This window comes from Alishewanella longhuensis, assembly GCF_014653435.1.
Lineage (GTDB): Bacteria > Pseudomonadota > Gammaproteobacteria > Enterobacterales > Alteromonadaceae > Alishewanella > Alishewanella longhuensis.
Genome location: NZ_BNAO01000009.1, coordinates 13,305 through 39,755, shown reverse-complemented (window position 1 = coordinate 39,755; position 26,451 = coordinate 13,305). Strand labels below are relative to the sequence as shown.

Here is a 26,451-nt window from a genome sequence, read left to right as displayed (position 1 = left end):
AATGAAGAAAAGTGCCGGTTTTACCTTACTTGAAGTAATGGTAGTTATTGTAATTCTGGGGCTGCTGGCGAGCTTTGTTGTGCCTAACCTAATGGGTAACCAAGAAGAAGCTGCGCGCCAGAAAGTCGTCGTCGATATTCAGCAATTAGAGAATGCGCTGGATATGTACCGCTTGCGTAACAGTTTCTATCCAACTACAGAACAAGGCCTGCAGGCTTTGGTTACTGCAGCTACCTCACAGCCGGTGCCACGCGTGTTCCCGGCAGATGGCTTTATTCGCCGCTTGCCAAGAGATCCCTGGGGTGAGGACTATATTTTAGTCAGTCCCGGACAAATGGGCAGAATAGATGTTTTTAGTAAAGGACCTGACCGGGTTGCCGGCACCGATGATGATATTGGTAACTGGAATCTGGACGGTGCCAGCTCAGGCAATAATTAATGCCAAAACGCACAGGCTTTACTTTACTGGAAGTCTTACTGGTTATTGTTTTAATCGGTATTCTAGCCAGTGTAGTGGTATTGAACTTTACTGGTGATACTGCCGAAGAGCAGGTCAACAAAGAGGCTGTGCGTTTTCAGCAGGTATTTCAGTTTATTGCCGAGACCGCGCAATTACGGCAACAGGAATGGGGCCTAGTGGTTACGGAAAACAGCTACGCCTTCGCCTACTTTAATGATAATGGCTGGCAATGGGTGCAAGAACCCACGGCAGCCAGAAAGTATGCGTTGCCTGAAAGGATCAGCCTGCAGCTGGAACTGGATGGTTTACCTGGCGCAGAGCAAAACTTACTAAGCCAATTAGAGTGGCAACAGGACGAAGACACTTCGCTGACGGCAACAAGCACAGAAAACAAGCCACCGTTACCACAAGTGTTTATTTTGTCCTCTGGTGAGATTAGCCCATTTCGGCTCAGTTTTAACGCTTCGGCGGACCTTAAGGTCTTTAAAGCGCAACTTGGTACCGATTTTAGTATCCCATTAACCCGTTACAGTGCGGACGATAACTAATGGTCAGATACCGAAACATCCTATCCGGCAAAGGTTTCACCTTGCTAGAGTTGCTGGTGGCATTGGTTATTTTTGCTACTGCAGGGGTGGCTATTATGCAGGCTAGCTCTAACCACTTACGGGCGGTTTGGCAACTAGAGGAGCTAACGATCGCCGGCTTTATTGCTAACAACCAATTACAACTTGCTTTGCTGGAACCAAGCTGGCCACCCCGGGAGTTGCAACAGGGCGAGGTTGTCATGGCAAACCGCAACTGGCTTTGGCAATTAAGGGCGACCCCCGTACCCGATCCGGATTTACGCGAGTTAAATATTACGATCAGTTTAGCGGAACAGCCGGATGTGATGATTTATCAGCTCAAAACCTATGTTGGGCGTCCTGATGAGCAGTAAGGGGTTTACCTTTTTAGAAATGTTGCTCGCCATGTTGCTGTTTGCTTTGGTAGGTTTAGCATCAGTCGCGGTGTTAAGCAGCGTAACTAATAGTGATCAGGCTTCACAGGCTGCTATGTTGCGGTTGCAGCAGGTACAGCGCACTATGCTGATGCTGGAGCGCGACTTTATGCAAATTAGTGCGCGTTATGTGCGCCTAGAGGGCGATCCGCCAAAACAAGAGCGACTCTGGGGTGAGCAATACCTGTTGGCCAGTGAAGACCATGGTGTGAGTTTTACCCAGCAAGGCTGGCGTAATCCCGGTATGATTTTACCGCGTAGCGAAGTGCAAGGTGTGGCTTATCGGTTACAGCAAGGGCAGCTACAGCGTTTATTTACCCTCTATGTGGATGCGGTGAACAATACTGAACCGCAGCAACAACTCTTGTTAGAGGGGGTCGAGGCGTTTGAAATCACCTATTTGTTTGACGATAAATGGGAAGAGCGCTGGCATCATCAGTATTTACCGCAAGCGGTAAAGGTGCGTCTCGTCCAGCAAGACTTTGGTGACCTAGAACGTATTTTTGTTCTACCCAATGGCTTATGGCGTAGAGGTCAGCAATGAACTGTTACTGTCGGCAGCGCGGTGTTGCGTTATTAACGGTGCTGATGATTGTCGCCATTGTCGCGGTTATTGCGGTAGCAATGAGTGGTCGCTTACAGCTGCAGCTGCAGCGTCAGCAAAATCTGCAACAGCAGCAGCAAGCTTTTTGGTATGGCATGTCAGCAGAAGCCTTTGCCCGTGTTTTGCTGCGCCGATCTTTAGAGGATGCCGCAACGGTACATCTAGGTCAGGACTGGGCGCAACAAGGCGCCAGCTTTATGGTTGAGGACGGCCAAATTGCCGGGGAGATTTTGGATTTAAATAGTTGTTTTAATCTAAATGCTTTACAACAACAACCCGAAAGAACCCAAGCTGGGCAACCACAGCAGACCTTAGCACAACGCAGCTTTCAGCGCTTGCTGGAGCAAGTAGCACCAGAATTGAGCCTGCCGGCAGAGTATTTAACTGCCAGAGTGAGTGATTGGTTGGATGAAGACAGCTTGTTAAATACGGCCGGTGGTGCAGAGCAAGACGATTATGCCGGTTTGCTGTTTCCGTATTACACCGCCAATAGTCTTATGGTGTCGGAAAGCGAACTGCGATTAATGCTGGACCTGACAGCGGCGGATTATCAATTGCTGCTGCCTTATATTTGCGTGATACCACAGAGCGATACGCTAAAACTCAATGTAAATACCCTGACCGAGGATACGGCGGTACTGTTGGCAGCACTATTACCGGAATTAAGCTCAGCGCAGGCTCAGGAAGTCATTTTGAGTCGCCCGGAAGATGGCTTTAGTGATATAGAAAGCTTTTTACAACATTCGGTTTTAGCGGGTATTACCGTGCCAGAAGACGTTAAGTCAGTACTGACTGTAAGATCCGAACACTTTAAACTGCAGGCAACTACGGCCTATCTTGAATCAGGATTCAGATTAACCGTGACATTCAAACGAGAAGAAAATAATGCAATCAGGGTTTTGGCTCGGCGTTTTGGAGGCCAGGGATGAATGAACAATTAATTATCAGGCTGGGCAGCAAGGCTGAGCACAGTATTAGTTGGTTAGTTTGGTCAGAGCTAACGCAAGAGGTGATCGCTAGCGGTGAGATAGCGGCTGCAACTGAACTCTCTGCCTTAGCAGAGCGATTGGGTAAACGCCCGGTAGTGGCTTTGGTACCGGCTGCGGATGTCGTGTTAAAGAAAGTGGCCTTGCCTGCGAAGCCAAATAAACAGTTATTGCAAGCGTTGCCTTATATGCTAGAAGAAGAGCATGCAGAAGATATTGATAAGCTCTATCTAGCCTTAGGTAAGGCTGAGCTCGTCGCCGGTCAGTACTGGCAGCAGGTTGCGTTGTGTCAGCGACAGCGTATTGAGCAATGGTTGGATTGGCTGCAAGTAGCAGGCTTTAGTGTCAGCCGCTTATTACCCGATGCATTATTACTACCGGCAGAAACAGTGCCATGTTGTATTGAACTACAACAGCAATGGTTGTTACGACAAGATGAGTGGCAAGCTACAGCAGTGGAAAGTGGCTGGTGGCCAGACTATCTGGCATTAGCGAATTTCCCTGTCATTACTAGCTATAGTCCATGGCCGGCACATATTCTGCAAGAAAATCAAGCCGCGATGCCTGAGTTACCCTTGGCATTGTTAGCTAGAGGCCTAAGTAAAACCGATTTCACGATGTTACAAGGTACTTACGCGCCGCAACGCCGACAAAATCAACATTGGTTACAATGGCGGTTTAGCGTGGCCTTAGTGAGTGCTTGCGTGGTGCTGTACTTATTGCAGCTGGCAGGCCAGGTGTGGCAACAACAGCAACAACTTAGCCAGCTTGAGCAACAGCTACGTGCAGAATATCTGCAGGTGTTTCCGGGCGAGCGTATAACAAACTTATCGCGGCAACTACAACAAAAACTACAAAATGTTGGGGCGGGTGGTGAGCAGCAACACTTTTTGGGCTTGTTGGCCGCACTGCAATTGCGCTTAGAAAGCATACCGGATATTCGTTTAGACTCGTTACGTTATGATGCCAATCGTCAGGAATTACGTTTTACTGCTAGTGCTGCGGGTTTCCCCAGTTTTGAACAATTGAAATTGCAGATAGAACAGGCAGGTTATAGTGTCGAGCAAGGCGCACTCAGTAATGACGGTAATAGAGTACAAGGCTCGGTTGTGATGCGAGGTAAATTATGAAGTCGCAGATCTTGCGTTGGTGGTATGGCTTAGCTGTACGTGAGCAAAAGCTGCTGCTGGTAGCAGGACCACTACTGTTGTTAGGGCTTTTTTATTGGGGGCTGTGGCAGCCGCTACATCAAGCTAAGCAGCGCAATGCCAGCGCTTTACAGCAGCTTGAACAGCAACTTCTTGCGTTCCAGCAAGCGAGGCCATTGTTACAACAGGCTGCTGCTGGTCCAGAGCGCACGGGGGGCAGTTTAGCGCAAATTGTTAGTAATAGCGCCCGGAGTTTTAATATCCGCGTTAGCCGTATGCAACCGCAGAACGAGCAGTTACAGCTGGTACTGGAAGATCTGGCGTTTGACCAGTTATTACCGTGGTTGCATCAACTACAGTATCAAAACGGTGTGCGTTTGGTTAATTTAGATGTGGCCGTTACCGATCGCCCAGGTGTCGTGCGTGTCAGAAGAATGGTTATTGAATAATATGAGAAAGCATTGGAAGTTAGCTCTGCTTGGATTCGTTTTATATCTGGTATTTTTATTCGTTTTAACTCCGGCCAGCTGGTGGCTGCGTTTAGCACCTTTACCGGCTGGAGTGCAGCTAGGACCAGTTTCAGGGACTTTGTGGCGGGGTGAAATTCAGCAATTATCCTACCAACAGCTGCGCTTACCTGCTGTTAGCTGGCAATTAAACCCTTGGTCATTGCTTGGCTTATCAGCCAGATTACAGGTGCAGAGTGGCTCATTACAAGTGCCCGAGCAGCCTTATCTGCAAGCCACAATAAAGGCCGGTTTTGGCAGTATCAGGTTACAAAACACCATGCTAAAGCTGCCGGTGGCCAATTTGTTACCCTATTTACAATTGCCACTACCGGTGCAGGCTACGGGCGAATTGCTGATCGACATTCAGCAACTGCAATTAGCGCAACAGCAGTGTCTGGGTTTGCAAGGGCAAGCAAGTTGGCTAGATGCCAGCTTACAGCCACCTACAGGCACCTGGCTGGATTTAAAGCATATTCATGCCAGCTTAAGTTGTGAAGAGGGGCAGCCAGTACTGATCACGGATCCGGAAAATCTGTTATCGTTGGCGGTTCGGGTAACGGTTTCACCTGCCGGTAACTTGAGAGTGCAGGGCAGTTTACTGCCCGATGCCAGTTTACCAGAGGAGGTGCATCAGGCGATGCGCTTTGTCGGCCAGCCTGATGCAAATGGCCGTTACTCGCTTAACTTTTAACGACGGCTTTGATAAATATCTGCTAGTAGCACCTGATAGTCTGTAATGGCAGGAAACTCAGCAAAGGTTGTATGGGGTTTTTGGCTATCTGGATTAGCCACTGCCAGTAAATGCTTAATGCCATACTGTTTTGCCGACTGCAGTATGGGTAAGCTATCGTCGACAAAAAGGGTGCGGTTGGGATCAAATCCCAGCCGGTGTTGCAGGCGTTGCCACAGCGCCTGGCTTTCTTTAGTTACACCAAATTCATGAGTAGAGATCAGCTGCTCGATGTAGTTTGCCAAGTCCGTCCGCTCAATTTTCAGTGATAGACTATCCGGGTGAGCATTAGTGACCAGCACGACATGGCGACCGGTTTTTTTTAGTGCAGTTAAAAACTCAGGAACATCAGCACGCATCTGGATCTTATGCATAATTTCCCGTTTCAGCTCGGTAATAGGTAGCTGCAGGCGTTTCCCCCAGTAATCCAAACAATACCACTCCAGTTTACCTTGTAAGTGCTGATACTCGGTCATTAGTTCTGTGGTCGCTGCTTGTTCGCTTATCCCCGCGATTTCAGCCCAACGTTTTGGTAGATGCACTTGCCAAAAATAATTATCAAAGTGTAAATCCAGTAGTGTTCCATCCATATCCAGCAGTACGGTATCTATTTCGGACCATTGCAGCATAGGTTTTTCCTATTATTCGTTTTATAGTACGCCATAATCTAGTTTAACAGAGAGCAAAGTATGACGCAGCGTTACAGCGACAAACAGAAGCCGGAAATTCTTGCCCAAGAGATCATCGCGCAAAGTCGCTTGTTTAAAGTTGAGCAATTGCAGCTTCGTTTTAGTAATGGTGAAGAACGCACTTATGAAAGGATGCGTGGCAGTAATCGTGGCGCTGTGATGATTATCGCTTGTCCTGATCCAGATAATTTTTATCTGGTGCGTGAATATTGCGCCGGTACCCATGATTATCAGCTGGGTTTTCCAAAAGGATTAATTGATCCCGGCGAGGACATATTGACCGCGGCTAACCGCGAATTAAAAGAAGAGATAGGTTTTGGTGCCGGACGTTTTATCCAGTTAAAATCACTGGCTTTAGCACCCGGCTATTTTAATGCTACAATGCACATAGTATTGGCCTTTGACTTATATGCAGAGCGCCTGGCTGGGGATGAACCTGAACCACTAGAGTTAATCACTTGGTCGCGGCAGCACACCGCAGCTTTACTGCAACAGGCTGATTTTACCGAAGCGCGAAGCGTAGCGGCTTTGTTGCTTGCTCAACAGTATTTGGAAGCTCATCCGGATGTTTTTAAGCAAACTGCTTGAACCTGTAAAAACCACAGCCCGTGAAGCAGGGGCTATTTTGTGGCAAATGTATCAAAGTGGTGATTTTACTGAACATAACAAGCAGGATCTCAGTCCGGTAACCTCTGCTGATCTTGCAGCAAACGCTCATATCATTGCTAAATTATCTGCACTTACGCCAGAAATCCCGATCATTTCTGAAGAAACGCATTTAGTGCCGTTAACCCAGCGGTACGACTGGCCACGCTACTGGCTAATTGATCCTATGGATGGTACCCAGGAATTTGTGGCGCGCAGTGGCGACTTTGCTGTTAGCATCGCCTTGGTGGAGCATGGCTGGCCAGCTTTGGGGGTTATTTACTGGCCAAAGGAAGACATACTTTATTATGCAACCCGTGGCAATGGTGCTTTTAAACAGCAAAAAAATCTGATCAATCGCATTCAGGTGCACCAACATCAACCCGGTGAGCAATTGCGCATTGCCGTTAGTCGTCGTCAACCCTTAGAACCCATTACCGCCTTACTGAATGCCGACCAGCAAGTGCAATATATTCCACTGGGTAGCTGCTCGTTGAAAAGTTGTCTGGTCGCTGAAGGTAAAGCAGATTGTTATTTACGGCTTGGCCCTACCGGCGAATGGGATACTGGCGCGGTGCAGGTTATTGTTGAAGAAGCGGGCGGTAAAATTCTGGATAGTCAGTTTTCGGCGCTAAGTTACAATCAGCGAGAAACCTTAGCTAATCCTGATTTTATGGTGATAGGTCAGGCTGAGTTACCCTGGCAACAGCTGATTAAAGCCAAATCTACAGCCCGCATTTTGTAATAAAATTACCAGTTTTAGTAATTAAGCAACTGGCTAGAGGCCGCGTATTTATTGCCTTATAGCCTAATTAGCCTGAAAACATAACTATCTTTTAGTGCCAAAAAACGCTATTATACGCGGGTGTTTTTTGAGCAGAAAGCAGCCTTCTGCTCAAAGAGCAACAAATTAATTAAGTCCGCTAGAGACTGCCCCTTACCTACAGTACCCTTAGGAGTCTACACATGTCCGATCTGGATTTGGGCCAATATGGCATCACGAATGTCACGGAAGTCATCTACAACCCATCATATGATTTGCTGTTTGCTGAAGAAACGCGCAGTGATTTAGCAGGGTATGAACAAGGTAAACTGACGGAACTCGGCGCGGTTTCAGTTGATACTGGGATCTTTACCGGCCGTTCGCCAAAAGATAAGTATATTGTACGTGATGACACCACCCGCGATACCGTGTGGTGGTCAGATCAGGGCAAAAATGACAATAAGCCGATCAGTACTGAAGTGTGGACTGATCTAAAAGCATTGGTCACAAAACAGTTATCGGGCAAGCGTTTGTTTGTAGTAGATACCTATTGCGGTGCCAATGCCGATACGCGCCTAGCTGTGCGTTTTATCACTGAGGTAGCGTGGCAGGCACACTTCGTAAAAAATATGTTTATCCGACCAACGGACGAAGAGCTGAAAAGCTATAAGCCGGATTTTATCGTGATGAACGGTGCTAAGTGCACTAACCCAGATTGGCAAAAGCATGGTCTTAACTCTGAAAACTTTGTTGCCTTTAATTTAACTGAGCGTATTCAGTTAATTGGTGGTACCTGGTACGGCGGTGAGATGAAAAAAGGTATGTTCTCGATGATGAACTACTTTTTACCATTACAAGGCATTGCGTCAATGCACTGTTCTGCCAACGTAGGTCAGGACGGTGATGTGGCGGTGTTCTTTGGTTTGTCTGGTACAGGTAAAACCACCTTATCCACCGATCCTAAGCGCCAGTTAATTGGTGATGATGAACATGGCTGGGATGATGACGGCGTCTTTAATTTTGAAGGCGGTTGTTATGCTAAAACTATTAATTTGTCGAAAGAAAACGAGCCAGATATCTACAATGCGATCCGTCGCGATGCGTTGTTAGAAAACGTCAGTGTTGCTGCCGATGGTACCATTGATTTTAACGATGGTTCGAAAACGGAAAATACTCGCGTTTCATATCCTATCTACCATATCGATAATATTGTGACGCCAGTATCTAAAGCCGGCCATGCTAAGAAAGTTATTTTCTTAACCGCTGATGCTTTTGGCGTATTACCACCGGTATCGAAGTTAACTAAAGATCAGGCCAAATATCACTTCCTGTCAGGTTTCACCGCCAAGTTAGCAGGCACTGAGCGTGGTATTACCGAGCCTACTCCTACTTTCTCTAGTTGTTTTGGTGCCGCTTTCTTAAGCCTGCATCCAACCAAATATGCAGAAGTATTAGGTAAGCGGATGGAAGCGTCTGGTGCAGAAGCCTATCTGGTCAATACTGGCTGGAATGGTACCGGCAAGCGAATTTCAATCAAGGCCACCCGTGCCATTATCGATGCTATCCTAGATGGCAGCATCGAAAATGCCGAGTTTGTGCAACTGCCGTATTTCAATCTGGCTATTCCAACACATCTGCATGATGTAGAAGATGGCATCCTGGATCCGCGGGCAACCTATGCCAATACTGCAGACTGGGAAGTTAAGGCTAAAGATTTGGCAAAACGTTTCGTAGATAACTTTGTTAAGTTTACTGATAACGATGAAGGTAAAGCCTTAGTTGCTGCTGGTCCGCAGTTGTAACGCTAAAGCCTAAAGCTAAAACCCTGCACTGCAGGGTTTTTTTTCGCCTTAAAAAAGGTGATTTTTCAGAAAAACAGCGGAGATACCCGTCCAGTAACTTGGCAAAAGTAATTTTTTTGTATTTTTATGTTTCTTGATGTTGACAACTGAATTCAGTTGCATACACTGATGGAAATAGCAGCACTGTTTAAAAAAAGGCCAAGCTATGACCAACAAAACGGTACCCTTTAGTGCCAGAATTAGTGTAGAAGATGCCGAGTTTATTAGCACACTTGCTTATGAAGGCGCCCATACTCCCTCAGACAAGTTACGTGCCTTACTGGCTGAAACCCGCAGCCGCTATGCCAGTTATGATGACTTTGCCGGGAATCTGGCGCAAATGGACGAGTGGTGCAAACAGCTTAGCCGGCCGCTATTGGTCCGGCAACAACAGCTACAGATTAGAACCGATACGGTTAACCGTTTACTGTCTGGTTTACCAGAGCTTTTGGCGTTACTACAAACCTTAGGCGCTCGCAGTAATGGCCTGAATATTCGTGAGTTACAACAAGCAGAGCAACAAGTTACGCAACAAGTGTTAAATATAGTGTCATCACTTTTGCCCTTGGCGGTAACTCAGCCGCAAAGCACGGCAGAGCACGATGGCCTTTTTAAACTTGCTGAGTTAATTACTCAGCATCGTCTGGCAGTACAAGGAGCACAGTGATGAGTGAAAGTATTACCCGCCGGGTCGCCCGGTTAGTCAGTGGCAGCGTGAATGCCTTAGTGGATGCGGTAGAAAATAGCGCGCCAGAAACCGTGATGGAGCAAGCCATCCGTGAGTTAGACACCGCTATTGCCGATACCCGTACCGAGTTAGGTCAACAGGTGGCGCAAAAACATCTTGCTAGCAAAAAGCTGATGGAAGAAAACAGCCGTTATGAAGCCTTATCTGAACAATTACAGATTGCTGTAGCCAATGGTCGGGACGATCTCGCCGAAGCGGGTATAGCTGAGCAAATGGATATCGAAGCACGTATTCCGGTACTGGAAGCTTCAATAGCAGATTGCGCCGCACGTGAAAAAGAGTTGGAAGGCTTTATTCAGGCATTGCAGGCAAAGAAACGCGAAATGCGTGCTGAGTTACAAGCTTTTGTAGCCGCGCAGCAAGCCAAAGCCACTGCAGGTAGTGAAGCAGCTACAGGGCGTAAAGACTCTGCCGAGCAAAAAGCTGAACGGGCGGCAGATGCGTTTGGTCGGATCCTGGAACGTAACTCGGGTATTGCCGGGCGGGATACCGCTTTAGGCAATGCTGGTAAGCTGGCCGAGCTGGAAGAGTTGAGCAGAAAAAACCGGGTGTCTGAGCGCTTAGCGGCCTTAAAAGCAGGCAAAGCCTAATGTTGGAATTGTTGCTTGCCAGCGAAAATCTGGTATTCAGTATCGCCTTGTTGCTAATGCTGTTGCTCGGTGTGTTAGAGCTGGTAGCGCTTGTTTTCGGTGGCAGTATGACGTCATCATTTGATGGGGTCTTACCGGAAGTCGAGCTCAGCCCGCATACTGAAGTAGGGCAATTGGATGCTGACAGTGCGCTAAGCCGGTTTTTTGGCTGGCTGCGCATTGGCGAAGTGCCTCTGCTAATGCTGTTGGTGGTGTTCTTACTCAGCTTTGGCTTGTTAGGTCTGATACTACAGAGCATGTTGCAATCGGTATTAGGGGTAATGGCGCCGGCTTGGTTAGCGGTACCTGCCGTGTTCGTGCTGAGTTTGCCTGCGGTGCGGCTGGGTGGCGGCGTATTACAACGCATCATGCCGCGTGATGAAACCACGGCAGTAACGAGTGATAGCCTGCTAGGCCGTATCGCCGTGATTACCTTGGGCACCGCTAAACATCAATATGCAGCAGAAGCCAGAGTAAAGGATCAACATGGCTACCAGCACTATGTGCAGGTAGAACCCGACAACGCTTTAGAAACATTTGAGCAAGGCACCGAAGTCCTCTTATTGACCCGACAGGGGGCAATTTACAAAGCAATTAAAAACGATAATCCACATTTAAGTGAAACAGACAAATAAGCTGTCTGCGCAACGGAAAGTAACCACATAAAAGGAGATAGTATGCAATTAGAGAATTTTTCACATATTTTTATTATTGCTGGCGCTGTGCTGGTTGCCCTGATCATTCTTGGGATGATTTTGGCCCGACTGTATAAAAGAGCAACCAAAGAGATTTCTTTTGTACGTACCGGCTTTCGCGGCGAAAAAGTGATTATGAACGGCGGAGCCATAGTGTTACCGGTACTACATGAAATTATTCCGGTAAATATGAATACGTTACGTTTAGAAGTTCGCCGGGCGGCTGAACAAGCATTGATCACTCGAGATCGGATGCGGGCAGACGTAACTGCTGAGTTTTATGTACGGGTTAAACCGACCGTGGATGCTATTGCCAATGCCGCGCAAACCTTGGGTTTAAAAACCATGAACCCGCAGGAGTTAAAAGAGCTGGTAGAAGGTAAGTTTGTTGATGCGCTCCGCTCTGTTGCTGCCGAGATGGCGATGGAAGAGCTGCACGAAAAGCGCGTTGACTTTGTGCAAAAAGTGCAACATGTGGTATCTGAAGATCTGTTAAAGAATGGTCTGGAGTTAGAGTCGGTATCTTTAACGGGTTTAGACCAAACTGCCTTTGAGCATTTTAATCCACAAAATGCGTTTGATGCTGAAGGTTTAACCAAGCTTACCCAGGCGATTGAATCACGCCGGAAGATCCGCAACGATATTGAGCAGGAAACCGACTTAGCCATTAAAACCAAAAACCTGGAAGCAGAGCGCGCTAAGCTGCAAATATCGCGCGAAGAAGAATACGCGAAGTTAGAGCAAGAGCGTGAAGTTTCTATTCGCCGGGCATCACAAATGGCGGAAATCGCTCGCGAGCAAGCTGAGAAAAAGCGTGAAGCAGAAGAAGCTCAGATTGCCGCACAGCGTGAGATTGATCTGAAGCGCATTAATTCAGAGCGCGATATCGACAATGAGACCATTCAAAAAGAACGTGCGGTACGGGAAATGGAAATCGCCAAGCAGCGCGCGGTAGAGCAGGCAGAAATTGAGCGACAAAAAGCTATCGAGTTGGCCTCGCAGGAAAAAGCCATTGCAGTTGCTGAAAAGTCCCGCTCGGAATCTGAAGCCAAAGCTGAAGCAGATAAAGCTCGCGCCCTGGCAGTAAGACAAGAAGAGGGCGTATTAACCGTGCGGCAAACCGAGCAAGCAGAGCGGGCTAAGCAGGTGGAATTGATTATGGCACGGCAATTAGCCGAAAAAGAAGCCATTCAGTTAGTAGTCTCGGCAGAAGCTGAGAAAAAGGCGGCGGAAGATCAGGCCGAAGCCATGCGGGTTGCAGCTCAGGGTGAAGCTGACAAAGTGCGTTTATCCGCCAAGGGTAAGGCGGATGCCGAATTACTGCTGGCAGATGCTAAGGCGCGTTCCTATGAAGTAGAAGCTGAAGGTAAGAAAGCGATTAACGCTGCGGCTAATATGCTGTCAGCAGAGCAAATTGCCATGCAGGTACGCTTAGCGCTGATTGAGAATTTACCCGAGATTATTGCGCAAAGTGTTAAACCAATGGAGCAGATTAGTGATATTAAGATCCTGCAGGTCAATGGTATGGGCGGTGCAGGAGCCGGCGGTGCTGGCGGTAGTGAAAGCACTGAAGGCAATGGCTCATTGGCTGATCAGGTCGTTAATAGTGCCTTACGTTACCGGGCGCAAGCCCCAATCTTAGATTCACTATTATCTGAAATTGGCTTAAAAGCCGGTGATATTAATGGTATTGCCGATGCGGTCAAAAAACCGCTGTGATCTGGCGAAGACAAATCCGTTTCAGCAAAGCAGGACCTTAGCGTTCGACGGCAGTTGCAATAGTAGAGGGCGACTGCCCTACTTGCTGAAAACGGGATAGTGGTTATTGATATAAGGCAGCTTACGCTGCCTTATTACTTTTTACAGCCTGTACAGGTAGCGCTGCCAGGTGTTGTTGTTGCTCCGCCCAATGCAGCAAGGTTAAACTACCGTCGTGTTGTTCCACCAGAGCGGTACAGCTATCAATCCAGTCACCATCGTTACAGTAAATAATACCCTCTTCAATGACCAGCTCAGGATGGTGAATATGACCACACACCACACCATCATAGCCGCCTCTTTTTGCCTTATTAATCGCAGCTTGCCGATAGCGTGCAATGGCTTTCAGCGCGCCAGGGACTCGGCTTTTGATATAGGCGGCCAGACTAAAATAGCGGCCACCCATTAAACGACGGCCACGGTTATACCAGCGATTGAGAAAGAGCAGCAAATCATAGAGGTTATCACCCAGCCAGCTTTGAAAACGGCCAAAACTGACTTCTTTATCAAATTCGTCGCCATGTAATAGCAGTAAGGTTTTGCCTTGTGCTGTGGTATGACTAGCGCGCAGCGCTATCTTGATATTGCCAAAGCTTTTGCCTTTATATAAGCGCATTGCTTCATCATGATTACCAGGGATATAAATAATTTCACTACCTTGCTCGGCTTTTTGAAGTAAGCATTGCAAGACTTTATTTTGTGCTGCCGGCCAATGTACCTGCTTTTGCATGGCCCAAAGATCAACAATATCACCGAGTAGATAAATTGTCTCAGCCTGGTTTTGTTGTAAAAAGCTGAGCAGATACTCAGCCTGACAGTCTTTACAGCCCAGATGAACATCGGAAATAAAGATAGTGCGGCAGCTTAGCATGTTATTGTCCCTTGGCTGATTCAAGCAAGGCTAAGCTTGTGCTTTGGATATGACCATTGTATGACAACTAGTTGACGTTTTATTGACCAAGTTTTGTTATATACCCGAATATACCCAAGTGACTTCAAGGTTCTGAAACGCGCATATTGAAGTGACTTGGGTATAAACCATTATGCAGGCTTAAGCTTTGCCCCAAGGGATTGTTTGGTTTCACTGCGTTTGCAGTTATTGCGGCAAATGTGAAAGTAAAAATGCCGGGATACGGGTGTTTAGCCAAAACTGTGGTTTTAGCGGGTGCCTGCCGTTAACAAAGCCAACATGGCCACCGTTTTGGCAAAGTTGATAGTCGATAAAAGGGCTAAGCTCATTTGCTTGTGGAATCACAGCATCCGTTAAAAAGGGATCATCTTTAGCATGAATAATCAGCGTAGGAATGTGGATCTGCTTTAAAAATGCCATGCCACTGGCGCGCTGGTAATACTCTTTGGCATTGAAAAAACCGTGGATTGGCGCGGTGTAATGTTCATCAAATTCTTCAATACTGCGCATACCTTGGATCTGCTCTGGCGTCAGCGGCAGTGGAAACTTGGGATGGCTGGCTAATTTTTGTAAAGTAGCGGCCTTTAACCGTTTTAGTAGATAGCTTTGGTATATTTTACTACTACCCTGATTAATGCGCTTGGCGCAAGCGGCCAAAGATAAAGGCGGGCAAACCGCAACGGCGGCCCTAAGAGGGTTTTGTTCTGCTTGTTCACCGCAGTATTTTACCAATACATTCGCTCCCAGCGAGAAGCCAACCGCACTAAGAGGCATCTTGGGGAAGCGCTGCTGTAACATGCCAATCACTTCTGCCAGATCAGCGGTATCACCACTATGATAAGCGCGGGCTAACTTATTGGGTTGGCCATTACAGCCACGAAAATGCATCAGAACACAGGGTAAGCCCTGTTGTTTTAACGCTGCCATTAGCCCCTGAATATAATGGCTATTAATGTCACCAGCCAGGCCGTGCAGTAAAATGACCAAGGGGCGCTGTTCGGTCTTGGCTAGCTTTTCACTCCAGTTCAGTTGCAGGTGATCGCCGTCGCGCAGGGTAAAAATTTCTGCTTCAGTGACTAATTTGTGCTTTGGGCTGAGGTATTTGGCAAAGATAGTTTGTAAATGCGCATTGCGCAGCCACCAGGGAGCGTAAAAGTGTTGCGTGGTGTTAGCTGGTCTGAGGTCTGCTTGCAAAAATCACCGTCCTGATAAAGAATGGGTTAAAGGTTTTTAAAACTGGACTGTTATGCACAGACGTCAATTTCTCATAGCGGGGTTAGCACTAGCCGGGAGTGCCGCTTTAGGCATTAAGGTGTGGCATTATAGCCTGAGTCCACAGCCCGATAACAGAAGCCTGGTGCTGGCAGCCATTTTACCTGCCTTATTATATGGTGCCTTACCACAAGATGAGCAAGCTGCTATCACCGCTTTACAACGCACAGAGCAAGCGGTGATCGATTTTATGTCCTTCTTACCCTTACGCCAGCAACAACAGCTGGATCAGTTGTTTAACTTACTGGCACACCGCTTCAGCCGGTTGGGGTTAACCGGTTATTGGCAGACCTTAGCTATGCTTAGCGCTAGCGAACGGCTGGCGCTGATGCAAAGTTGGCGCGACAGTTATTTAACGGTATTACAACAGGCTTATCATGGTTTACGTGAGCTATTGTATGGCGCTTATTATGGGCAGCCTGAACATTGGCAAAATCTTGCTTATACCGCGCCGAGGTTTCGATGAACATACCCAGTCATATCGATGCCAGTACCTTACTAAGCGATCAACACTTTGCAGTGGATGTGGTTATTATTGGCTCCGGAGCGGGTGGCGGTATTGCTGCCGAACTCTGTGCGAAAGCAGGTTTAAAGGTGCTATTGCTGGAAGAGGGGGCCTGGTATCAGCGTGAACATTTTGTGATGGAAGAACGCTGGGCTTATCCGCAGCTATATCAGGAAGGGGCGGCCCGCAAAACCCGCGATCAAGCCATTAGCATTTTGCAGGGGCGTACTGTTGGTGGTTCTACCACGGTAAACTGGACCACCTCTATTCGCACTCCGCAGCCGACCTTAGCTTATTGGCAGAGTGAATTCGGACTTGATTTTAGCGCTGAGAGCCTTAAGCCTTACTTTGAATTAGCCGAGCAACGGCTCAATATTCACCCCTGGCCAGTACCGCCAAATGCCAATAATGCGAAATTACAGCAAGGTTGTGAAGCTTTGGGCTGGGAATATACGGTGATTAATCGCAATGTAAATGGCTGTGCCAACCTGGGGTATTGTGGCATGGGCTGCCCGATTAATGCTAAGCAGTCGATGCTGGTTAGCACCATTCCAGAGGCAATGCGTCTGGGCGCGACCTTAATCTCACGTATTTCCGTGCGGCGCATACTTTGGCAGCACGATAAGGTTATTGGTTTGGAAGCAGTGCCGGTGGATCAGTATTTTCAGCCTAGAACCGATATCAAGTTAACCGTGACGGCTAGGCACTATATTGTTGCAGCCGGAGCCATTGGCTCTCCTGCGTTGTTACTACGCTCTAAGGTGCCTAATCCTTCCGGCCGTTTAGGTAAACACACTTACCTGCATCCCACAGTCATTTCCGGTGCCGTTTTCGCTGAGCAGATTAATGGCCACAGTGGGGCGCCGCAATCGATTTACTCTGATCAGTTTGTCTGGCCTGCCGATAGTAGCCAGGCAGGTTATAAACTGGAAGTGCCACCAAATCATCCGGTATTAATGGCCACCAAATTAACCGGCATGGCCGAGCAGCATGCGGTCTTAATGCAGCAGTTTAACCAATTGCAGGTAACGATAGCCTTGCTCCGCGATGGCTTTCATCCGCAAAGTCAGGGTGGCGCAGTGCAGCTGGATAGTGCCGGACAACCGGTATTGGACTATCCGTTGACTGATTATTTATGGCAAGGGATGCGCCGGGCGCTCTTATCGATGGCCGAGTTGCAGTTTGCCGCCGGTGCTTTGCAGGTTTTACCGATTAATCATCAGGCAGAGGCTTATCGCAACTGGTCTCAAGCTAAAGCGGCTATCGCTAACTTACCCATGGCACCGTTGCAACAAACGGTGGTATCTGCGCATGTGATGGGGGGCTGTAATATGAGCGCTTCGGCCCAGCGCGGTGTTGTAAACCAGGAGGGCAGACATTTTCAGTTAGAGAATTTATCGGTATTTGATGGCTCTGTATTGCCAAGCAGCTTGGGAGCTAACCCACAGTTAACTATTTACGGCTTAATTTGGCGTAATAGTCAGCGTTTGTTGGCAGAGCTTCATCGCTAGAGCTAAGGTTGCTGGCGCAGTTTGCTACCTATTCTGATAAGAGCAAATGTTAAATCCAGCTCTGTGCTATGTATTAATAATCAAAATGTACTATTTTAATGGTAGGCTTAGTTGCATCTGTGTTTGCAAAGAGAGTTGTCATGCCTGCACCCTTGTGTAATGCGTTGGGAGACTATGTTGATCTGCTGTTGGATGCGGTTTGCGCAGTTGACAGGGAGGGTCGTTTTGAATTTTTGAGTAGTGGTGCAGAGCGGATCTTTGGTTATCCGGCAGCAGAAATGCTTGGTAAAAGCATGTTAAGTTTTGTTCACCCAGCCGATCGTGCTAAAACGCTCGAAGCTGCCAGTGCCATCAATACCGGCCAGATCAGGCTGGATTTTGAAAATCGTTATATACGTAAAGATGGGCAGATTGTGCATTTACTCTGGTCCGCGCGCTGGTCTGCCGACAAACAACAACGTGTAGCTGTTGCCCGTGATATTAGTAAGCTAAAACAAGCTGAAACCCGGCAACGTGCGTTATATGCTATCTCGGAAGCCGCCTTTGCTGCAGAGAACTTGCCTGCGCTGTATTATCACTTGCAGGAGATAGTACAACAACTTATCCCAATCGATGGTTTCGTAATTGCCCGCCTAACTGCTGCGGATACCCTAACTTTGGCTTATCAATATATCGCAGGAGGCTTTGGTCTAGAAAGTGTGCTTGCGGAGGATTGTTATGTTCGCCTACTTGCAGCAGATAGTAATGGTTTGCCTTCAGTAGTGCAGTGTATTAATCAGCAAAGTGCTTGGTTGGGTGTTACTTTAAAGTCTCCAGAGAAGTTACTAGGCGCGTTGATTGTAAAAACGCCTGAACCGTTGGCCGTCGTCGGAAACGACGATGCCGAATTGCTGGAGTTTGTTGCGCAACATATTGCTACTGCTATCGAGCGCAAAGAGCTGTTGGCGCGTTTACATCATTATGCTTTATATGATGACCTGACGCAGCTCCCCAAACGCGAGCTTTTTTACGATCGTTGCCGCCAGGGCTTAGCCAATGCGCAGCGTAATAGTACTCGTCTTGCGATTTGCTATCTGGATTTAGATGGCTTTAAGCCGGTAAACGATGTGTTTGGTCATGCCATTGGTGATGCTTTATTGCAGCAAGTTGCTTTACGCTTACAACAAAGTTTGCGTAAGAATGATACGGTGTCCCGTTTTGGTGGGGATGAGTTTGTCGTGCTGTTTAGTGACGTCACCTCCGCCGCCGCAGTTCTGGCAAAAACTGAGACTATTCGGCTTGAATTGAGTCGCCCCTTTATCCTAGGTTCTCATGTGATTAGCATAACCCCTAGTATCGGTATAGCACTTTACCCAGAACAAGGCGAAACCGCCGAGCAGCTATTAGCGCTGGCTGACCAGGCTATGTATCAGGCAAAACAGCAGGGGGGTAATTGTTGTGTGTTACGTTAGCTATGGTTGTTTTTTATCCGCTGCCCTAAGACAGAAAAATAGTGTAACCACAATTCACTGAGTTTCATTGTTGTATTCATGTCTGGATAGATGCCCAGTTTTGCGGCGTTACTGGCTAGAGTCCCAGCAACTAGAAAATGATTTTTTAACGGTTGGTTTTGAATCACTTTTTCAAAAGCTCTGGCTGACATTTCTTCCGGTAACGCTAGATAAAGTCGCTTGGCTGCTTCGTCTAATTTCTGGCAGTGCAGGAAAAAGGGGCTGGGAGTTTGTTGATCTGTAGCGAGTAATAGCGTGCTGAAAGTACTATCGAGTAGTAGATTTAATGGATGTGGCTTTACTGGTGTATTGTTTAGCCATAAACGGCTGGCAAAGGTTCCTGTCGGAGCGATTGTAGTGTACATTTTTGCGGCGATATAATGATCAAAAGCATGCCACCACTCGTGCGCCAAACTGCCTGCTCCTGCATTTTTAGCCAAGGCCAGTATGCGGCCTTTCGGCTGATAATAAGCACAAACACCGGGTTGACCGCCAATGCCAAAGGTGAGTGCCAGGGAGCCTCTTAACGAAATAACCTCAGCAGGTACCTGTAAAATCTGTTGTAAATCGGCAAAGGCATCAAAAAACAAATTGGCAGCAAGTTGCTGCTCAGCAGCAGTTACCCAACGGCCAATATGGATGCTATTAAAACCAAAGATAGTGACCAGATCGGCAAAGCTGACATCGGCACCGCCGCGATGCGGTGGACCATTGCGGTAAAACTGACGTTGAATGCGAGGAGTGTGCGGCATGGCGCTATAGTAGCGATTGCTACAGCCTTACTGCAACAAAAAAGCGGGCCATCCTGCTCGGAGTAACACGACAGCCCGCAGACCTGACTGGTAAGCTTTACGCCGTTAAGCTATCAAAAATACGCAAAAAGGTTGGTTGTTGCCGGATGGCTAAAGGCATCCGTAACCGTCTGGCTAAGTCCTGTGCATGGATAAGGCCACGGATCTGGTGATTGTCTCGGTCGACCACCAAGCAGTACTGCTCGCCGCTAGATTGCAGAGTGTTAATGATATCGGCGATGGTGCAGTTTTGTAGTTGCTGATAGGCTAAGGCTTTAACACTGTCGCGAGGCCGCATCAGATCACGTACTTTAATCTCATGCCGATCCGCGCCTTGGATCACCTGGCGCATAATGGCTTGCTCAGACAGTTGTTCGATATGAATTAACCCTGTCATCTCTTCCTCAGCATCAACCACCAGTTTTAATTGGCAATGCTCTTGTTGCATCATTTCAAGCGCGCTGGCTGCCGAGGTATTACCTTCAATAATAGTCGGCTGGCTTTGTTTGAAGTCAGTAAAGACGCTTAACGCTGGGGTATTTAGAGTTGTTTCAGCGAAATCCGTAGGTTGTATTAACTGGTCTACGGCATCCAGATTAAATAAGGCTAATTTTTTCATGATCAAATCCACACAATAGAGGGCGCGCAGAGGCCGCGCCATTAAACATCTTAAGGTTTTATAACAAGGTGTGTGATTAGACGATGGGTGGGGCTCGGGCGGTATCGGGGCTACTGCTAAAGGCTAACCAGGGGGAAGTATAGGTATTGATGCTTGTCTCAGCTTTAACAAAGCTAAGTAGCAGTATTACTGGGGAAGTGCTATCGGGCTCATCCGGCTCCTGATCTGCCGCACTGACCGAGTGATTACCAGAGTTTTGTTGATAATGGACTGCTTGAAACTGGTTATCAGCCAGCGGTGATAACCGTTGATCATGCGCATTGCCCGTGTCTGTTGTTACCAACAGACTCAGGTAAAGTAGCGCTATGAACAGGTTAAACAATCGCATCTGTATTATCTGCAGCTTTAAAATTGATCTATATCAATAATGACTACTCCGATGCAAAACTACAAGGGGCAGCAAAGAAAAATCTAAACGTTGGTCGTGAATAATTGGGTATATACCGAAGATCATGCTTTTCAACAAGCAGTTGTGCTGGTGTTCTATTTTAGGTAAGCAAATAAATTAGGATTTAAAAATGCCCTCTCCGTTCGAGTGGCTATGGTGGCGCTGACAGCCAAGCGCGCTGGCGCTGGCTGTTGCGAAAGTAGGAAATAGACTCTATGTTCAATCCGGCCTTAAGGTTGTTGCAGCATCTGTAGCGCTAATGCCTCTGCCACGCGGATACCATCGATAGCGGCAGACAAAATACCGCCAGCATACCCCGCGCCTTCACCCGCTGGATACAAGCCCTTGACATTCAGACTTTGCAAATCTGCACCGCGCTTAATGCAAATGGGCGAAGAGGTGCGGGTTTCAACTGCTGTGAGCAGGCCATCGGCTTTGGCAAAACCGCGAATTTGTTTTTCGAATGCGGGTATGGCTTCACGGATAGCTGCTGTAGCATAGTCAGGTAATAAAGCCGATAAATCGGTAAGTTTAATGCCTGGGGTATAAGAAGGTTGCACTGCACCCAGGTCGGCAGAGGATGAGCCTTTTAGAAAATCACCTATCAGTTGCGCTGGCGCATGATAATCAGCACCACCTAAGTGAAAGGCGGCTTGCTCCAATTTCCGTTGCAGCTCAATACCCGCCAGCGGGTGCCCCGGATAATCCTGCTCTGGGTGAATACCTACCACGATAGCGCTATTGGCGTTACGTTCATGTCGTGAATACTGACTCATACCGTTAGTAACCACACCGCCGGTTTCGGAAGCTGCAGCGACAACGGTGCCCCCCGGGCACATACAGAAACTATAAACAGTACGACCATTTTTACAGTGGTGCACCAGTTTGTAGTCTGCGGCACCCAAGATTGGATTTCCGGCATTGGGTCCCCAGCGGCAGCTATCAATCATTGACTGTTCATGCTCGATCCGAAAACCCACAGAAAAAGGTTTTGCCTCGATATAGACACCCGCGTCATACAGCATTTGAAAAGTATCGCGGGCGCTATGACCAACTGCCAGAACTAAATGCCGACAGTTAAGCCGCTCGCCGTTGTTCAGCGTAATACCGGTTAGTTGCTTATCTTCAATATGGATATGATCGACCCGACTGCTAAAACGAATTTCTCCGCCCAAAGCAATAATATTTGCCCGCATTTTTTCGACCATAGAGACCAATTTAAAGGTGCCGATATGCGGTTTGCTCACGTACATAATCTCTTCCGGCGCGCCTGCAGTCACAAATTCGGTTAATACTTTGCGGCCATAGTGTTTGGGGTCTTTAATTTGGCTGTACAATTTACCATCAGAAAAAGTGCCGGCACCGCCTTCACCATATTGTACATTTGACTCGGTATTGAGTTCTTGTCCACGCCAGAAACCAAAAGTATCTTTGGTGCGCTCTCGCACCGCTTTGCCTCGCTCCAGGATAATGGGTTTAAAGCCCATCTGAGCTAACAGTAAGCCGGCAAATAAACCACAGGGCCCCAAGCCTACCACTACTGGCCGCTCGGTTAAGGTGGCTGGTGCCTGAGCGACAAATTTGTAGCGTGTGTCGGGTGACGGACTAACATGCGGATCTTTAGCAAACTGTTGTAACAGTTGTTGCTCGTTGGCTACGTCCAAATCAAGCGTATAAATTAGCTGAATATCAGACTTCTTGCGGGCATCAATGCCGCGTTTAAACACGGTAAAATGGTGTAAATCACCTTCAGTAATGGCTAACTTGGCCAAAATAATGGCTTTAAGTTCGGCCATTTCATCCTGATGATGTAAAGGTAATTTAATTTCGGTTAAACGTAGCATAACAAGATAATCCAGTGATATTTAGCGCAAGAGCCAGGCCGGTAAGTCCGGCAAGAAGCCGTATTTTACGTGATCTTACTGCTGCTGTCCGCAGTCGCTTGCGATTCTCTGTTGTTTTTCGTTACGGCTGCAGTATGATCGTATGCTGTAAGTATGAGGATAACGCTATGGCCTTTGTAGTAGGCGAAAACTGTATCAAATGTAAATACACCGATTGTGTGGCGGTATGCCCGGTAGATGCGTTTTTTGAAGGCCCAAACTTTTTAGCCATAAGCCCGGATATTTGCATCGACTGCGGCCTATGTGAACCGGAGTGCCCGGCGCAAGCGATTTTTCAGGAAGATAAGTTACCTGCTGGGCAAGAAGACTTTACCGCCTTAAATGCTGAGTTGGCAACACTATGGCCGAATATTCGAGAAGTGAAAGCCCCGCCAGCCGATGCAGATCAGTGGAACGGCGTGCCGGATAAGCTGCATTTACTGGCGCTGGAATAGGAAGGTCAGCTCTTAGCGGGTGGTGCCAGCACCATATCAAAGACCCAGGGCCTTAGGGCTACCATTAACCCCACCCCTTTTTTGTCTGCGGGCCCGGTTGCCAAATCTAATTCCGCCAATTCGGCAAACTGCTCACTTAACTGGCTTAGACGGCGCTGCAAAATGCTGATTGAAGCACTGGACAGCTCGGCGGTGTCCAGCCTGAGTATATGCTCTGGGCCGCTAAAGCTGTTATCGATGAACATCATTTTCACCTGCTGCTCATAGCGCCGACGCACCGGGCCATGTTGCTGCCACTGGATATCCCGTGCCACCAGCAAGCGAACTTTGTTGTGGGGCTGCAGCTCAATCAGTTTTAAGCGATCCAGCGCTGCCAGCAGCCTTGTTGCTTTCAGTTCATTTAACTGATAGTTGCTATTAATGTCGGCTGTTTGCCAGCCATTAAGCAGCAGATATAAATATGTCAGTAAGGTAGGGTCATCTGCCAGAGCCTGTTCTTGCACATGACTTAACTGTCTTGGCAGGCTGCTTTTGGCTATGGCACTCATTTTTGCCAGTTCATACAAATTGGTATCCAGTACCTTACAAATTTGCTCCAGCCGACTCAGGGTAAAACTTTGCTGGGCAAAAATTCGTTTAACACTGGCTTCGCTTAGTTGAAGTTGTTCTGCCAGTTGGCGGTAGCTAATACCTCTGGCTTTCAGGCAGCGCTTGAGTGTCGTTATTAGTTGACCGGTTTGATCCATCATAGTTGCCTTTTCTAAGTCTTTAGGTAGCGTAAAATACTACTTAAATTATTTCTATAGCATAAGTTGATACCTGTCGGCTAGTGTGTGGCTTCACCATTCAGACAGAAGCTGAGTTATGTCTAAAAAACCAATGCAGGGTATTGTTGTTAACGATGTGCATGCCAAATTAAATTCAACTGCAATGAAAAGCTGCCTGCAGCCGACCACTGTAGCTGAGGTAGTAAAGGTGGTGCAGCAAGCAAATGAAGATAATGTTGCTGTCAGCGTTGCCGGTGGCCGCCATGCCATGGGCGGCCAGCAGTTTGTTACCGACGGCCTGCTGCTGGACCTGAGCCGGCTAAACCAGCTGCAGCACTTTAACCCTGAGTTGGGGCAGGTAACGGTGCAGGCCGGTATGCAGTGGCCGGATTTAATGCGTCAATTGCATGTGATGCAACAAGGCCGGGTAACGCAGTGGGGGATCAGGCAAAAGCAAACTGGCGCTGACCGGCTGAGTATAGGTGGTGCGATTGCCGCCAATATCCATGGCCGTGGCCTGGACATGGCACCTTTTGTAGCAGATGTAGTCAGTTTTGAGCTGGTTAACGCTAAAGGCGAACTGCAGCATTGTAACCGCCAACAAAATGCCGATCTATTCCGGTTGGTGGTTGGCGGCTATGGGTTATTTGGCATAGTGGTAACCGCAACTCTGCAACTGGTGCCACGACAACAGGTGGTGCGTGAGGTTGCGTTTTGTAGTTTAGCTGAAATGATTAAGACTGTGCCGCAACGGGTGCAAGCCGATTATTTGTACGGCGATTTTCAGTTTGAGACGGCGCCAGAGTCCGGTGGTTTTTTACGCCATGGAGTATTTTCCTGCTACCGGCCGGTAGCTGCCACTCCGATGGCTAAACAACAATTGCGCTTGAGCAAAGCTAATTGGCAACAGTTGTTGTATCTGGCTCATACCGATAAAGCGGAAGCCTTTAGCCGTTTTGCTGAGTTCTACCTAGCATCCAGTGGTCAGCGTTACTGGTCTGACAGCCATCAATTAAGTATTTATCTGGACGACTACCATCTTAAACTAGATCAACAGTTAGCGCGGTGCTGTGCCGGTAGTGAAATGATTACCGAGCTTTATGTACCATTGCCTGCGCTGGAGCAGTTTATGGCAGCCTGCGCAGCCGACTTTCGCCAGCATAATGTCGATTTAATTTATGGCACGGTGCGTTTCATCCGTCAGGATACCGAGAGTGCTCTGGCCTGGGCCAGACAAGACTATGCCTGCGTTATCTTTAATCTGCATATTGATCATCAATCTGCTGCTCTTGCCAGAGCGGCAAGTCATTTCCGGCGGTTAATTGATATCGCCATTGACTTTCAGGGGAGTTACTTCCTGACCTATCACCCTTTCGCCACTAAACAGCAAGTGCTGGCCTGCTATCCGCAGTTTGCAGAGTTTTTAAAGCAAAAACGCCAGTATGATCCGGCGCTACGTTTCCAAAGCAACTGGTACCGGCATTACAGTGAAATGTTTAGCGAGGAGCTACAATGAGTAATACCAGCTTACTGATCTGCGCCAGTCAGTGCTGGCCAAAAAGGGTTAAAGCCGTTGAAGGCTTTAGCCACCAGTTGGCTCAGCAAGTATTACAGCGCAGTGGCTGGCGCGGCCGGCTACTGCTGGCTTTGCTGCGCTGGCCTAGCGGGCGCACATTACTTAGGTGCCTGCTGCATGCAAGCTTGCCGGGAATTATGGCGCATTATCATTGGCGCAAGCAGCATATTGCCGCGTGGTTGCAACAGCAAATTACCCAAAATGGTATTCAACAGCTGGTTATTATAGGTGCCGGTTTTGATGGATTAGGCGCCCAGCATAGTGCTGCGCATCCGCAACTACAAGTCATTGAAATTGACCGTCCTACTACTATCAAAACCAAGCAAGCGGCACTAAGGCAACTTAATGCTTTGCAGCCAAACTTATGTCTGCAAGCGGCTAATCTCGCTTATTGTAGTATTGTTGACTTACTGACAGAAACGGCTGCATTTTCTGCCTGTCGTCCGACCCTGGTATTGGCAGAGGGAGTACTGATGTATCTGCCAGACACGGCTATAAAAACTCTATTGCAGCAGCTACAACACAGCGTGCAAGCACCGTTAACACTGGTGGCCAGCCACATGCAGCTTAATCCGCAGGGTAAGCCTGGCTTTGTAAAGCAGGGCTGGCTGGTCGATACGGCGCTGACATTGAGTGGTGAACGTTTTGTCTCAGGTGTATCGCTGCAAGCGCTGCCTGATTGGCTAATGAATATGGGATTTAATTTGCAACAGCTGGCAGCTGCCGGGCAGTTGGATAATCCCGATCCGTGCCCAGGCGAACTGCTATTTTACGCGACAGCGAAGCCAACTCATTCGTAATCTGTTGGCCTAGTTCTGCTTTGAATCGGTTGTGTCGTGGTCAATTTTATAAATAAAATAAACGGCGTAAAAAATACACAGGCCAATCACAATAGCCAAGCCACTAAACGAAATAAAGATTACCGGGTCGTTTAAAAATTCATGCCATAGGTTCATCACTTTTTCCTCCCAAGGTTTACTGTATACAGTTTAGGCAGGCAAAAGGCACCATGGCATGAT

At 47.8% G+C, this 26,451-nt stretch carries 30 protein-coding genes; 21 read left to right on the top strand and 9 right to left on the bottom strand.

Going from position 1 to position 26,451, the window contains the following annotated elements:
* Window position 1: 1 nt before the first annotated feature.
* From gspG to IE163_RS14975, 8 genes are read left to right on the top strand one after another with little or no spacing between them, the layout of a single operon-like run.
* The gene (gspG, locus tag IE163_RS15010) at window positions 2-439 is read left to right on the top strand and encodes a type II secretion system major pseudopilin GspG (protein ID WP_308430903.1); all 438 of its coding nucleotides are present in this window, start codon (window positions 2-4) and stop codon (window positions 437-439) included.
* On the top strand, window positions 439-1,008 hold the full coding sequence (gene gspH / locus IE163_RS15005; protein WP_189433809.1) for a type II secretion system minor pseudopilin GspH: 570 nt from the start codon (window positions 439-441) through the stop codon (window positions 1,006-1,008). The genes gspG and gspH overlap by 1 nt, the downstream gene beginning before the upstream one ends.
* A complete protein-coding gene (gene gspI, locus IE163_RS15000; protein ID WP_189433808.1) occupies window positions 1,008-1,400 on the top strand; it encodes a type II secretion system minor pseudopilin GspI in 393 nt (130 codons plus the stop codon). Before gspH ends, gspI begins: the two co-directional genes overlap by 1 nt.
* A complete protein-coding gene (gene gspJ / locus IE163_RS14995; RefSeq protein WP_229833595.1) occupies window positions 1,390-2,004 on the top strand; it encodes a type II secretion system minor pseudopilin GspJ in 615 nt (204 codons plus the stop codon). The genes gspI and gspJ overlap by 11 nt, the downstream gene beginning before the upstream one ends.
* A complete protein-coding gene (gspK, locus tag IE163_RS14990) occupies window positions 2,001-2,993 on the top strand; it encodes a type II secretion system minor pseudopilin GspK (RefSeq protein ID WP_189433807.1) in 993 nt (330 codons plus the stop codon). Before gspJ ends, gspK begins: the two co-directional genes overlap by 4 nt.
* Window positions 2,990-4,180 carry a type II secretion system protein GspL gene (gene gspL, locus IE163_RS14985; RefSeq protein ID WP_189433806.1) on the top strand — a complete coding sequence of 397 codons (1,191 nt, stop codon included), beginning with the start codon at window positions 2,990-2,992 and terminating at the stop codon, window positions 4,178-4,180. Before gspK ends, gspL begins: the two co-directional genes overlap by 4 nt.
* On the top strand, window positions 4,177-4,647 hold the full coding sequence (locus IE163_RS14980; RefSeq protein WP_189433805.1) for a type II secretion system protein M: 471 nt from the start codon (window positions 4,177-4,179) through the stop codon (window positions 4,645-4,647). The genes gspL and IE163_RS14980 overlap by 4 nt, the downstream gene beginning before the upstream one ends.
* Window positions 4,622-5,398: a type II secretion system protein N gene (locus IE163_RS14975; RefSeq protein WP_229833594.1), complete on the top strand. Its 777-nt coding sequence runs from the start codon at window positions 4,622-4,624 to the stop codon at window positions 5,396-5,398. The genes IE163_RS14980 and IE163_RS14975 overlap by 26 nt, the downstream gene beginning before the upstream one ends.
* Here IE163_RS14975 and yrfG read toward each other — a convergent pair.
* A complete protein-coding gene (gene yrfG / locus IE163_RS14970) occupies window positions 5,395-6,066 on the bottom strand; it encodes a GMP/IMP nucleotidase (protein ID WP_189433804.1) in 672 nt (223 codons plus the stop codon). The two genes, IE163_RS14975 and yrfG, sit on opposite strands and share 4 nt — an antisense overlap.
* 60 nt (window positions 6,067-6,126) lie before the next feature.
* Between yrfG and nudE the strand changes: the two genes are divergently transcribed.
* The 7 genes from nudE (at window position 6,127) to IE163_RS14935 (ending at window position 13,166) form a co-directional block, all read left to right on the top strand.
* Window positions 6,127-6,714 carry an ADP compounds hydrolase NudE gene (gene nudE, locus IE163_RS14965; RefSeq protein WP_189433803.1) on the top strand — a complete coding sequence of 196 codons (588 nt, stop codon included), beginning with the start codon at window positions 6,127-6,129 and terminating at the stop codon, window positions 6,712-6,714.
* On the top strand, window positions 6,692-7,516 hold the full coding sequence (cysQ, locus tag IE163_RS14960) for a 3'(2'),5'-bisphosphate nucleotidase CysQ (RefSeq protein WP_189433802.1): 825 nt from the start codon (window positions 6,692-6,694) through the stop codon (window positions 7,514-7,516). Before nudE ends, cysQ begins: the two co-directional genes overlap by 23 nt.
* A 221-nt stretch (window positions 7,517-7,737) precedes the next feature.
* Window positions 7,738-9,336 carry a phosphoenolpyruvate carboxykinase (ATP) gene (gene pckA / locus IE163_RS14955; RefSeq protein ID WP_189433801.1) on the top strand — a complete coding sequence of 533 codons (1,599 nt, stop codon included), beginning with the start codon at window positions 7,738-7,740 and terminating at the stop codon, window positions 9,334-9,336.
* Between the two features lie 205 nt (window positions 9,337-9,541).
* Complete coding sequence (locus IE163_RS14950) at window positions 9,542-10,042, top strand: hypothetical protein (protein ID WP_189433800.1); 501 nt, start codon at window positions 9,542-9,544, stop codon at window positions 10,040-10,042.
* Window positions 10,042-10,713: a PspA/IM30 family protein gene (locus IE163_RS14945; RefSeq protein WP_189433799.1), complete on the top strand. Its 672-nt coding sequence runs from the start codon at window positions 10,042-10,044 to the stop codon at window positions 10,711-10,713. The genes IE163_RS14950 and IE163_RS14945 overlap by 1 nt, the downstream gene beginning before the upstream one ends.
* Complete coding sequence (locus IE163_RS14940) at window positions 10,713-11,387, top strand: YqiJ family protein (protein ID WP_189433798.1); 675 nt, start codon at window positions 10,713-10,715, stop codon at window positions 11,385-11,387. The genes IE163_RS14945 and IE163_RS14940 overlap by 1 nt, the downstream gene beginning before the upstream one ends.
* A gap of 42 nt (window positions 11,388-11,429) precedes the next feature.
* Window positions 11,430-13,166, top strand: coding sequence for a flotillin family protein (locus tag IE163_RS14935; RefSeq protein ID WP_189433797.1), 1,737 nt, complete (start codon window positions 11,430-11,432; stop codon window positions 13,164-13,166).
* A 121-nt stretch (window positions 13,167-13,287) separates the two neighbouring features.
* On the opposite strand, the gene IE163_RS14930 is transcribed toward IE163_RS14935, so the two are convergent.
* Window positions 13,288-14,076 (bottom strand): UDP-2,3-diacylglucosamine diphosphatase, encoded by a 789-nt coding sequence (locus IE163_RS14930; protein ID WP_189433796.1) that lies wholly within the window; start codon window positions 14,074-14,076, stop codon window positions 13,288-13,290.
* Between the two features lie 225 nt (window positions 14,077-14,301).
* On the bottom strand, window positions 14,302-15,309 hold the full coding sequence (locus IE163_RS14925) for a hydrolase (protein WP_189433795.1): 1,008 nt from the start codon (window positions 15,307-15,309) through the stop codon (window positions 14,302-14,304).
* A gap of 52 nt (window positions 15,310-15,361) precedes the next feature.
* Here IE163_RS14925 and IE163_RS14920 point away from each other — a divergent pair, with 52 nt between their 5' ends.
* The 3 genes from IE163_RS14920 (at window position 15,362) to IE163_RS14910 (ending at window position 18,854) form a co-directional block, all read left to right on the top strand.
* Window positions 15,362-15,853: a hypothetical protein gene (locus IE163_RS14920; protein ID WP_189433794.1), complete on the top strand. Its 492-nt coding sequence runs from the start codon at window positions 15,362-15,364 to the stop codon at window positions 15,851-15,853.
* The gene (locus IE163_RS14915) at window positions 15,850-17,403 is read left to right on the top strand and encodes a GMC family oxidoreductase (protein ID WP_189433793.1); all 1,554 of its coding nucleotides are present in this window, start codon (window positions 15,850-15,852) and stop codon (window positions 17,401-17,403) included. The genes IE163_RS14920 and IE163_RS14915 overlap by 4 nt, the downstream gene beginning before the upstream one ends.
* Window positions 17,404-17,543: 140 nt before the next feature.
* The gene (locus IE163_RS14910) at window positions 17,544-18,854 is read left to right on the top strand and encodes a GGDEF domain-containing protein (protein ID WP_189433792.1); all 1,311 of its coding nucleotides are present in this window, start codon (window positions 17,544-17,546) and stop codon (window positions 18,852-18,854) included.
* Here IE163_RS14910 and IE163_RS14905 read toward each other — a convergent pair.
* From IE163_RS14905 to IE163_RS14890, 4 genes are all read right to left on the bottom strand, one after another.
* Complete coding sequence (locus IE163_RS14905) at window positions 18,851-19,645, bottom strand: CLCA_X family protein (RefSeq protein WP_189433791.1); 795 nt, start codon at window positions 19,643-19,645, stop codon at window positions 18,851-18,853. The genes IE163_RS14910 and IE163_RS14905 overlap by 4 nt on opposite strands.
* A gap of 97 nt (window positions 19,646-19,742) precedes the next feature.
* Complete coding sequence (locus IE163_RS14900) at window positions 19,743-20,303, bottom strand: CBS domain-containing protein (RefSeq protein ID WP_189433790.1); 561 nt, start codon at window positions 20,301-20,303, stop codon at window positions 19,743-19,745.
* A 76-nt stretch (window positions 20,304-20,379) separates the two neighbouring features.
* The gene (locus IE163_RS14895; protein WP_189433789.1) at window positions 20,380-20,691 is read right to left on the bottom strand and encodes a hypothetical protein; all 312 of its coding nucleotides are present in this window, start codon (window positions 20,689-20,691) and stop codon (window positions 20,380-20,382) included.
* 290 nt (window positions 20,692-20,981) lie between these two features.
* Window positions 20,982-22,595 carry an NAD(P)/FAD-dependent oxidoreductase gene (locus tag IE163_RS14890; RefSeq protein ID WP_189433788.1) on the bottom strand — a complete coding sequence of 538 codons (1,614 nt, stop codon included), beginning with the start codon at window positions 22,593-22,595 and terminating at the stop codon, window positions 20,982-20,984.
* Window positions 22,596-22,762: 167 nt separating this feature from the next.
* Between IE163_RS14890 and fdxA the strand changes: the two genes are divergently transcribed.
* Window positions 22,763-23,089 carry a ferredoxin FdxA gene (fdxA, locus tag IE163_RS14885; RefSeq protein ID WP_189433787.1) on the top strand — a complete coding sequence of 109 codons (327 nt, stop codon included), beginning with the start codon at window positions 22,763-22,765 and terminating at the stop codon, window positions 23,087-23,089.
* A gap of 5 nt (window positions 23,090-23,094) precedes the next feature.
* Here the strand turns inward: fdxA and IE163_RS14880 are convergent, their stop codons facing one another.
* Window positions 23,095-23,838, bottom strand: coding sequence for a helix-turn-helix domain-containing protein (locus IE163_RS14880; RefSeq protein ID WP_189433786.1), 744 nt, complete (start codon window positions 23,836-23,838; stop codon window positions 23,095-23,097).
* A 115-nt stretch (window positions 23,839-23,953) separates the two neighbouring features.
* On the opposite strand from IE163_RS14880, the gene IE163_RS14875 reads away from it, so the two are divergent.
* Window positions 23,954-25,372: an FAD-binding oxidoreductase gene (locus tag IE163_RS14875; protein ID WP_189433785.1), complete on the top strand. Its 1,419-nt coding sequence runs from the start codon at window positions 23,954-23,956 to the stop codon at window positions 25,370-25,372.
* Window positions 25,369-26,232 carry a class I SAM-dependent methyltransferase gene (locus IE163_RS14870; RefSeq protein ID WP_189433784.1) on the top strand — a complete coding sequence of 288 codons (864 nt, stop codon included), beginning with the start codon at window positions 25,369-25,371 and terminating at the stop codon, window positions 26,230-26,232. Before IE163_RS14875 ends, IE163_RS14870 begins: the two co-directional genes overlap by 4 nt.
* Before the next feature lie 9 nt (window positions 26,233-26,241).
* Here the strand turns inward: IE163_RS14870 and IE163_RS14865 are convergent, their stop codons facing one another.
* Window positions 26,242-26,388 (bottom strand): DUF3149 domain-containing protein, encoded by a 147-nt coding sequence (locus tag IE163_RS14865; RefSeq protein ID WP_189433783.1) that lies wholly within the window; start codon window positions 26,386-26,388, stop codon window positions 26,242-26,244.
* Window positions 26,389-26,451 lie beyond the last annotated feature (63 nt).

Coding starts and splice junctions, on each gene's coding strand:
- gspG (WP_308430903.1), top strand. CDS start 2: ATGAAGAAAAGTGCCGGTTTTACCTTACTTGAAGTAATGGTAGTTATT.
- gspH (WP_189433809.1), top strand. CDS start 439: ATGCCAAAACGCACAGGCTTTACTTTACTGGAAGTCTTACTGGTTATT.
- gspI (WP_189433808.1), top strand. CDS start 1,008: ATGGTCAGATACCGAAACATCCTATCCGGCAAAGGTTTCACCTTGCTA.
- gspJ (WP_229833595.1), top strand. CDS start 1,390: ATGAGCAGTAAGGGGTTTACCTTTTTAGAAATGTTGCTCGCCATGTTG.
- gspK (WP_189433807.1), top strand. CDS start 2,001: ATGAACTGTTACTGTCGGCAGCGCGGTGTTGCGTTATTAACGGTGCTG.
- gspL (WP_189433806.1), top strand. CDS start 2,990: ATGAATGAACAATTAATTATCAGGCTGGGCAGCAAGGCTGAGCACAGT.
- IE163_RS14980 (WP_189433805.1), top strand. CDS start 4,177: ATGAAGTCGCAGATCTTGCGTTGGTGGTATGGCTTAGCTGTACGTGAG.
- yrfG (WP_189433804.1), bottom strand. CDS start 6,066: ATGCTGCAATGGTCCGAAATAGATACCGTACTGCTGGATATGGATGGA.
- nudE (WP_189433803.1), top strand. CDS start 6,127: ATGACGCAGCGTTACAGCGACAAACAGAAGCCGGAAATTCTTGCCCAA.
- cysQ (WP_189433802.1), top strand. CDS start 6,692: ATGTTTTTAAGCAAACTGCTTGAACCTGTAAAAACCACAGCCCGTGAA.
- pckA (WP_189433801.1), top strand. CDS start 7,738: ATGTCCGATCTGGATTTGGGCCAATATGGCATCACGAATGTCACGGAA.
- IE163_RS14950 (WP_189433800.1), top strand. CDS start 9,542: ATGACCAACAAAACGGTACCCTTTAGTGCCAGAATTAGTGTAGAAGAT.
- IE163_RS14945 (WP_189433799.1), top strand. CDS start 10,042: ATGAGTGAAAGTATTACCCGCCGGGTCGCCCGGTTAGTCAGTGGCAGC.
- IE163_RS14940 (WP_189433798.1), top strand. CDS start 10,713: ATGTTGGAATTGTTGCTTGCCAGCGAAAATCTGGTATTCAGTATCGCC.
- IE163_RS14935 (WP_189433797.1), top strand. CDS start 11,430: ATGCAATTAGAGAATTTTTCACATATTTTTATTATTGCTGGCGCTGTG.
- IE163_RS14930 (WP_189433796.1), bottom strand. CDS start 14,076: ATGCTAAGCTGCCGCACTATCTTTATTTCCGATGTTCATCTGGGCTGT.
- IE163_RS14920 (WP_189433794.1), top strand. CDS start 15,362: ATGCACAGACGTCAATTTCTCATAGCGGGGTTAGCACTAGCCGGGAGT.
- IE163_RS14915 (WP_189433793.1), top strand. CDS start 15,850: ATGAACATACCCAGTCATATCGATGCCAGTACCTTACTAAGCGATCAA.
- IE163_RS14910 (WP_189433792.1), top strand. CDS start 17,544: ATGCCTGCACCCTTGTGTAATGCGTTGGGAGACTATGTTGATCTGCTG.
- IE163_RS14905 (WP_189433791.1), bottom strand. CDS start 19,645: ATGCCGCACACTCCTCGCATTCAACGTCAGTTTTACCGCAATGGTCCA.
- IE163_RS14900 (WP_189433790.1), bottom strand. CDS start 20,303: ATGAAAAAATTAGCCTTATTTAATCTGGATGCCGTAGACCAGTTAATA.
- IE163_RS14895 (WP_189433789.1), bottom strand. CDS start 20,691: ATGCGATTGTTTAACCTGTTCATAGCGCTACTTTACCTGAGTCTGTTG.
- IE163_RS14890 (WP_189433788.1), bottom strand. CDS start 22,595: ATGCTACGTTTAACCGAAATTAAATTACCTTTACATCATCAGGATGAA.
- fdxA (WP_189433787.1), top strand. CDS start 22,763: ATGGCCTTTGTAGTAGGCGAAAACTGTATCAAATGTAAATACACCGAT.
- IE163_RS14880 (WP_189433786.1), bottom strand. CDS start 23,838: ATGATGGATCAAACCGGTCAACTAATAACGACACTCAAGCGCTGCCTG.
- IE163_RS14875 (WP_189433785.1), top strand. CDS start 23,954: ATGTCTAAAAAACCAATGCAGGGTATTGTTGTTAACGATGTGCATGCC.
- IE163_RS14870 (WP_189433784.1), top strand. CDS start 25,369: ATGAGTAATACCAGCTTACTGATCTGCGCCAGTCAGTGCTGGCCAAAA.
- IE163_RS14865 (WP_189433783.1), bottom strand. CDS start 26,388: ATGAACCTATGGCATGAATTTTTAAACGACCCGGTAATCTTTATTTCG.